At 48.6% G+C, this 5,935-nt stretch carries 7 protein-coding genes and 2 pseudogenes; 7 read left to right on the top strand and 2 right to left on the bottom strand.

The features are described from left to right. Positions 1 to 20: 20 nt before the first annotated feature. From INT22_RS21765 to INT22_RS06740, 6 genes and pseudogenes are all read left to right on the top strand, one after another. Positions 21 to 368 (top strand): annotated as a pseudogene (locus INT22_RS21765) (type IV-A pilus assembly ATPase PilB); the annotation flags it as partial. A 3-nt stretch (positions 369 to 371) separates the two neighbouring features. Then, positions 372 to 965, top strand: a pseudogene (locus INT22_RS06760) (type II secretion system F family protein); the annotation flags it as partial. Between the two features lie 40 nt (positions 966 to 1,005). Beyond that, positions 1,006 to 1,851, top strand: coding sequence for a prepilin peptidase (locus INT22_RS06755; protein ID WP_193059760.1), 846 nt, complete (start codon positions 1,006 to 1,008; stop codon positions 1,849 to 1,851). A 40-nt stretch (positions 1,852 to 1,891) separates the two neighbouring features. Then, the gene (gene coaE / locus INT22_RS06750; protein ID WP_193059759.1) at positions 1,892 to 2,488 is read left to right on the top strand and encodes a dephospho-CoA kinase; all 597 of its coding nucleotides are present in this window, start codon (positions 1,892 to 1,894) and stop codon (positions 2,486 to 2,488) included. Between the two features lie 39 nt (positions 2,489 to 2,527). Then, positions 2,528 to 2,761 (top strand): DNA gyrase inhibitor YacG, encoded by a 234-nt coding sequence (gene yacG, locus INT22_RS06745; protein ID WP_083004574.1) that lies wholly within the window; start codon positions 2,528 to 2,530, stop codon positions 2,759 to 2,761. Positions 2,762 to 2,774: 13 nt separating this feature from the next. Next, positions 2,775 to 3,647 carry a DNA replication terminus site-binding protein gene (locus tag INT22_RS06740; RefSeq protein WP_193059758.1) on the top strand — a complete coding sequence of 291 codons (873 nt, stop codon included), beginning with the start codon at positions 2,775 to 2,777 and terminating at the stop codon, positions 3,645 to 3,647. Between the two features lie 27 nt (positions 3,648 to 3,674). On the opposite strand, the gene INT22_RS06735 is transcribed toward INT22_RS06740, so the two are convergent. After that, positions 3,675 to 4,022 (bottom strand): hypothetical protein, encoded by a 348-nt coding sequence (locus tag INT22_RS06735; RefSeq protein WP_089038440.1) that lies wholly within the window; start codon positions 4,020 to 4,022, stop codon positions 3,675 to 3,677. 370 nt (positions 4,023 to 4,392) lie between these two features. Between INT22_RS06735 and INT22_RS06730 the strand changes: the two genes are divergently transcribed. Beyond that, complete coding sequence (locus INT22_RS06730; RefSeq protein WP_193059757.1) at positions 4,393 to 5,226, top strand: helix-turn-helix transcriptional regulator; 834 nt, start codon at positions 4,393 to 4,395, stop codon at positions 5,224 to 5,226. A gap of 79 nt (positions 5,227 to 5,305) precedes the next feature. Here the strand turns inward: INT22_RS06730 and INT22_RS06725 are convergent, their stop codons facing one another. After that, entirely contained in the window at positions 5,306 to 5,680 is a 375-nt protein-coding gene (locus tag INT22_RS06725) for a histone-like nucleoid-structuring protein, MvaT/MvaU family (protein WP_009724762.1), read from the bottom strand. Between the last annotated feature and the right edge of the window lie 255 nt (positions 5,681 to 5,935).

The raw sequence follows: 5,935 nt of genomic DNA, 5'->3' as shown, positions 1-5,935 counted from the left end.
AAACATGATTGAATTTAGCCATGAACGATTTAACCCCCGGGCCGACGCTGAGCAAGGCGGCCATGCATAGCGGCCTGCACGGCATCGCTAAACGGCTGGTTGAAAATGGCGTGCTGACCGATGCTCAGGCGACTGTCGCGGAAAACACAGCAACAGAGCTTGACGTGTCGCTGTTACAGCACGTGGTCGATAGTGGGTTAGTAGAATCAGGCGCAGCAGCGCTGGCCGCTGCCTGGGAGTATGGTTTACCGGTCGTTGACCTAGATGCCATTCGTATAAATGCGCTACCACCCGCCAACGACTACCCCGTTAAAATATTAGAGCGTCTAGATATTCTTCCTCTGGCACGCCACGGGCACCGCCTTACTGTCGCTGTCCCTCAGTTTACGGTTAACTTATCGGACATGGCCCAAAAGTACTGGTTACAAGCAACAGGTACACTATTTGGCAGTATAATGCTGCTGAAAGCTGCAGCGCGACGCTCACCACGCGTCGCTTATCGGTTAGACAGCATGATGCTTCATCTGCCTATCCTTGGCGATATTTTACACAAATCGGCTGTCTCACGATTCACACGCACCTTAGCGACTACCTTTACTTCAGGCGTGCCACTTATTGAAGGGCTCGAAACTGCCGCAGGTGCATCGGATAATCGCGTGTATATCAGAGCGATTAATGAAGTGCGCCAAGATGTCACTACTGGACAACAGCTGCATTTCGCCATGCGTATGACCAACCGCTTTCCAGCGCTGGCAGTTCAAATGGTGAATATTGGTGAGGAAGCCGGCTCACTAGATGCCATGCTTAACCGAGTCGCCGATTACTACGAAGAAGAAGTGGATAATAAAGTAGACGCCCTGACCTCGTTAATGGAACCGATTATTATCGTTGTCCTTGGCGCACTAGTGGGCGGCGTTGTTGTCTCCATGTATTTGCCTATTTTTGAAATTGGCACCGCACTATAAATAAACCGTTCATACACACTTCCCCAACAATTGGAATACCATGGGTTTATCACCAACCTTTTACCTCTTTTTTGCTTTCCTGATCGGCCTCTGCTTTGGCAGTTTTCTTAACGTTGTCATCACCCGTTTACCCGTTATGCTAATGCGCCGTTGGCGTAATGAAGCACGCGCCTCTCTTGAGCTGGCCGACGAAACATCCCCCCGCTTTAACCTTGCTACTCCAAGGTCAATGTGTCCACGCTGCGAACAACCCATTGCTTGGCACGATAACCTACCTTTAATAGGCTGGATAAAAAGAAGGGGAAAATGCGCCCATTGCCAAACTTCCATCAGTGTACAGTACCCATTCGTTGAGCTGATGGGCGGACTACTTGCTGTGGTCGTTGTGGCTTTGCATGGCCCGACGCTAAGCGCAATGTTTATCTATGGCGCTTGTGTAACACTACTGGCTTTGGCAGTAATCGACTTTCGAACCTATTTACTCCCTGATATGTTGACCCTACCGTTGTTATGGGCTGGCTTAGCTTACCAATTGTTCTTTCAGCCCCTACTGCTCCCTGGCGCTGTCATCGGCGCGATGGCGGGCTATCTTGTGCTATGGAGCTTTTACTGGCTATTTAAGCTCATAACAGGCAAAGAAGGCATGGGGTTTGGGGATTTCAAATTACTCGCTGCGCTTGGTGCCTGGGTAGGTTGGAGCATGTTACCGCTACTGCTTATTTTATCTGCAGGTATTGGCGCAATCATAGGATTAGCCGCTCAAGCTATTTATCCCCGGTTACGTGGCCAACCTCTCCCCTTTGGCCCCTTTCTTGCGCTGGCGGGCTGGATTTGCATACTGGTAGGCAACGAGTTAATGACACTCTATACGTCGTTGCTGTATTAAGCCTAACGCCGGTTTTGATTCAATTCTTTGGGGAGCATGCATGATCATTGGACTAACAGGTGGTATAGGCTCGGGAAAATCTACTGTTGCCCGTGCGTTTGGAGAACTGGGGATTGGCTGGGTAGATGCCGATGATGTCGCTAGAGAAGTCGTTGCCGTTGGCGAACCCGCGCTGGCAGCTATTGCCGAACACTTTGGCACAGACGTATTGAATTCCGACGGAACACTGAATAGGTCAGCACTGCGTAGCATCATTTTTGAGGATCCTGCGCAACGGCAGTGGTTAGAGTCTGTCACTCATCCCCAGGTACGCGAACGCCTTCTTTTGCATCTGGATCGTCTGCAGGCGCAGTCGCCTTATGTATTATTAGTGTCTCCTCTGCTTTTTGAGTCTGGCCAAGATAAGTTGGTTAATCGTACGTTAGTCATCGATGTGCCCGAATCGCTGCAATTAGCGCGTACGCTTGCCCGAGATGGGGTGAGTGAATCCCAGGTGCGTGCTATCCTCGCCGCCCAACTTCCACGCGAAGAACGCCTTGCTAAAGGCAATGATGTCATCGACAACAGTGGTGACCATGCGAATATGACGCGCCAGGTCATCCAACTGGATCGTCGTTATCGCGCCGAGTGCACTTAACGACGTACTTGAGACGTACTTTTGAAACAGGAGTTTGTCATGCCCACACCGGCAAATGATTCACCGCTAGAGGTTGCTTGCCCCCAATGTGGCAAGAAAGTTATCTGGGGGCCAGAAAGTACTTATCGCCCTTTTTGTAGCAAACGTTGCCAATTACTTGATTTGGGCGCTTGGGCGGAAGAGTCACATCGCATTGCAGGTGAATCCGCCATGGATGAGGCGGACTTGGATACCCTGCTTGCTCAAGCAGATAGAGACGCACCTCTTTCTTAAAGGCTCGCCCAACATGACTGACGCCACGCTGCCTCTATATCATCTACTGCATGAACTTGATGCCCACTTTGATCAACTGGTAGCCACCATTGAGCGGGCTGCAGCGCTATACGAATTTAGCCCACCACCTACTTGGCGGTTCCGGCCTGACGCGAACGATTCTATTTGGCTGAGGGAAGCACTGCTGGACATGTGGCATCAGCAGGGACAGGATGGCCGCGAAACGCGTAACTACATCGCGGTCATCGCCGCTAACGATGATTTATTAGCAGCGTGCCATCAAATTAACTACGCAAAGGCAAATATCAGCGACCTACTCGCGCGCATTAAGCAGTCTCATCCAAACGCGTTGAGCGACGCTAAGTCTCGCTTACCAAACCGTCATCCCCATATCGACGACATACTGCGTAAAAGCGGATTTGCAAGACTCCATCTGAAACAGTGCTGGCGACAACTCCCCATTGCCCCTGCGCCGGTGTCTAGAGTTAGGCTAGCGTGGTACAGCAGCGGTCGCTCAATCAAACGCGTTAGTGTTCAAGAGGCTGAGCAAAAATTATTACAACTAGACAGCGATGCACCACATATTCGTATACAGCTACGCAAGCTCGCCAGCATTCCAAGTGGAGAAATATTGGCGCAGGTACAAACCCAAGCCCCTTTAATGCGCGCGAATCTGTTTTTTGTCGAACCGCTTGCGGATGGGCACACGCGACGAGCACTTAATATTGCAATGCCGCTAATTGTGCCTGCTAATGAAGGGCGATTACCACATCTCAAAGCCCCAGCAGAAATGCCTCCAACGACTCGCACAAGAGCTAAGCGGCGCGACGAAAAACTAGAAGATGACGTATATTTACCTAGCTTACGCATCTATCGGTATCGCTAACGAGTTACCTCATCTCATAACGTCGCATTATTTACCCGCTACTGGCACGTCATCAAGCTTCCACCGCTTAGACTCCAGCAGCGCGTGTATGACCTCGCTTACATCTCGCTCCGACAAATCATATTCGCCAATCAGCGCTTTTAAGCGTTGATCAAACAGACGCTCTTGCTCATCCGAGTGTGCCGCTTCGTCTGCAGCTTGATCCTCAGCTTCCAACGCTGCAATTGAACGTACTGGCGGCCCCGTTGGAATATTGAAATCGCTGTTAGGATCTTCTAACTGGCGCAGCGCCTGCGCGAAGGCATCATCCAGCTCACGAAACTTACGTAGCTTTTCACGCTCATCTAGCTGTTTTTGAACTTTTTGATATTTCATCGATGTTTCATTTACACCTTACTTGAAATGGATGACAAGTCTGCTGAAACAGACCTTTTTCCGGCAAAACTGTGCCCAAACGCGTAAAGCCTCTGAGCAAACTTGCCTTTGCTCTTTCTTCCCAGCATAAAGGCATCACAACTTAGTAATAAATAAGCTGCTCCCGATATAAAACAGGATGCTCCTACTGGCAGAGCAAAAACGCCCAGTTAAGCAACCTAAGGTGGCGCATATAGCGGCAAATTCATCTAGTAGGCAAGCAGCAATGTTAATCGCCTATTAGATCACTAGCAACGCAAGCACCGGGATGGTGCATTACAGGTGAGATGAGTAGCGCGACCTGTACGACTTAAGCATAGGAGGCCAGATAATGTTCAATGCAATGATGCGAGCTGAGATCTGGCTGCAAGACACTCTCGATAAGCCGCTTGGAATCGAAGACCTTGCTAATCACTTAGGATACTCAGCATCACAAATACGCCGACAGTTCCGCCACTGTTTCAACATTTCACCTAGTGCTTACCGTGAAAAAAGGCGTCTTGAGCGAGCCGCTGTCTTACTTTCACTCACCTCACAAAATATAGCGCAAATCGCTATTCGTTGTGGATATACTAATCACTCTTCTTTTTCACGTGCATTTCAGCGCCGCTACCGGCTGTCACCCCGCGAATACCGTCAAGCGATAAGCAGCCTGTATCTTCTGAACAGACCTGACAAAAAATTCACAATCAGCATTGAAAGAAACCGTCCCGCACATGTGGTTTTAATGCGCTTGTACCAAGCACCAGACCACATTCCTGGGCTAGGCAACAAAAAGTATCACGCTAACCATTTAGACCACCTACAAGCCCAACTAGAGGCATCCACCCCAACCATGGTATTGCCAGACCTTTTAACAGAGAAAGTGACAGCCGCTGTAGAAGAACCTGCACCGAACCACACTCGAACTGATATCGGGCTCTATCTAGAGAATAGAGATACTGCCGAATACCTAGCACTGCCTGTCAACTACCGTCGGGTAGACATTCCTTCACGCTACTATGCGAAAATATACTTCGATAATATTTCGCAATTATCTTATGTAATATCTGAAACGCTAGTGGCATTAATGGATGAAAAAAATCGTTTAAATATCAGCGGTGATGCACCGCAAGTATTATGGCATCCGCATCATATTGAGCTTCGAATACCTTTATCTGCCTAGCCAGTCTGGATAATTTTTTATCCGCTCTCATCAAACCAAAAACCGGCACTTCTTGTTAGAAATGCCGGTTTAAAACGACTCAGTCTTCCATACGCTCTAGCCAGGATTCGACGGCTTCATCACCATGCTCATCTTTCCAGCTACGCAGGCCTTTATGATTACCGCCACGGGTTTCAATCACTTCACCAGTATGCGGGTTCTTATAAATCTTCAGACGACGCTTACGACGCGTAGAGGATGCCGCAGCACCTTTGGATCCGCGCTGATCCGCGTTAGGGTCCAGCAATGCAATAACATCAGAAGGACGCTTACCAAACTCGTTCATTAACGCTTCAAGCTTAGCTTTAAATTCAAGCTCGCTTTTCAAGCGCTGATCACCTTCCAAGCGCTGTAAGTCTTCTTGCAGTTGTTTTAGCTGCTGTTCCTTTTGAATATACTCATTTAATAACGACATGGGGATTCCTTTTAGCAAAGGTTTAACTGCGCGAGTTAATCAATCTATCAACTCAGTACGCACGGGTTCAGGATGCGCGCACATTATTGCTTTAAATGCGCTAGCTGACAATAGTCTAGTTGATTTTAGCTTAAATACTAATCGATTTTTATTGCTTAGTTGGAACTATAAAAACGAGCTTTATACTCAAGTCAAACATAGGCTAATGATCTATGTCATATCATACAGATTATCGAGTAGGAAGGGGAGTCGCCT

Origin of the sequence: Halomonas sp. 3D7M, from assembly GCF_014897885.1 — a bacterium.
Classification (GTDB): domain Bacteria; phylum Pseudomonadota; class Gammaproteobacteria; order Pseudomonadales; family Halomonadaceae; genus Vreelandella.
This window is presented reverse-complemented; position numbering and strand designations above follow the sequence as displayed.